Source organism: Olavius algarvensis spirochete endosymbiont, from assembly GCA_900608495.1.
Classification (GTDB): domain Bacteria; phylum Spirochaetota; class Spirochaetia; order DSM-2461; family DSM-2461; genus UBA2779.
On the sequence record UWYT01000005.1, the window covers coordinates 1 to 231 of the forward strand.

1 protein-coding gene is annotated in these 231 nt (G+C 55.8%); it reads left to right on the plus strand.

From position 1 onward, the window contains the following. Positions 1-195, plus strand: a 195-nt coding sequence (locus S1OALGB6SA_RS00065) for a hypothetical protein (protein WP_503465852.1), incomplete at its 5' end; no start/stop codon positions are given. Positions 196-231 lie beyond the last annotated feature (36 nt).

Consider the following 231-nt stretch of genomic DNA (forward strand, 5'->3'; position numbering starts at 1 on the left):
CGCATCCGGAAAATCACTCCGGCGGGGGTGGTAAGCACCTTGGCCGGCACTGGCTCAGAGGGTCATGCGGATGGCACCGGCAACACGGCGCAGTTCTACCACCCCACCGGAGTAGCTGTGGACTCATTCGGCAATGTCTATGTGGTAGATAGTGTCAATCACCTCATCCGGAAGATAGAGTACAAGGTGCCCTAGTCAGAGGCATGATAACGAGGCGCCTTATGTTAAATG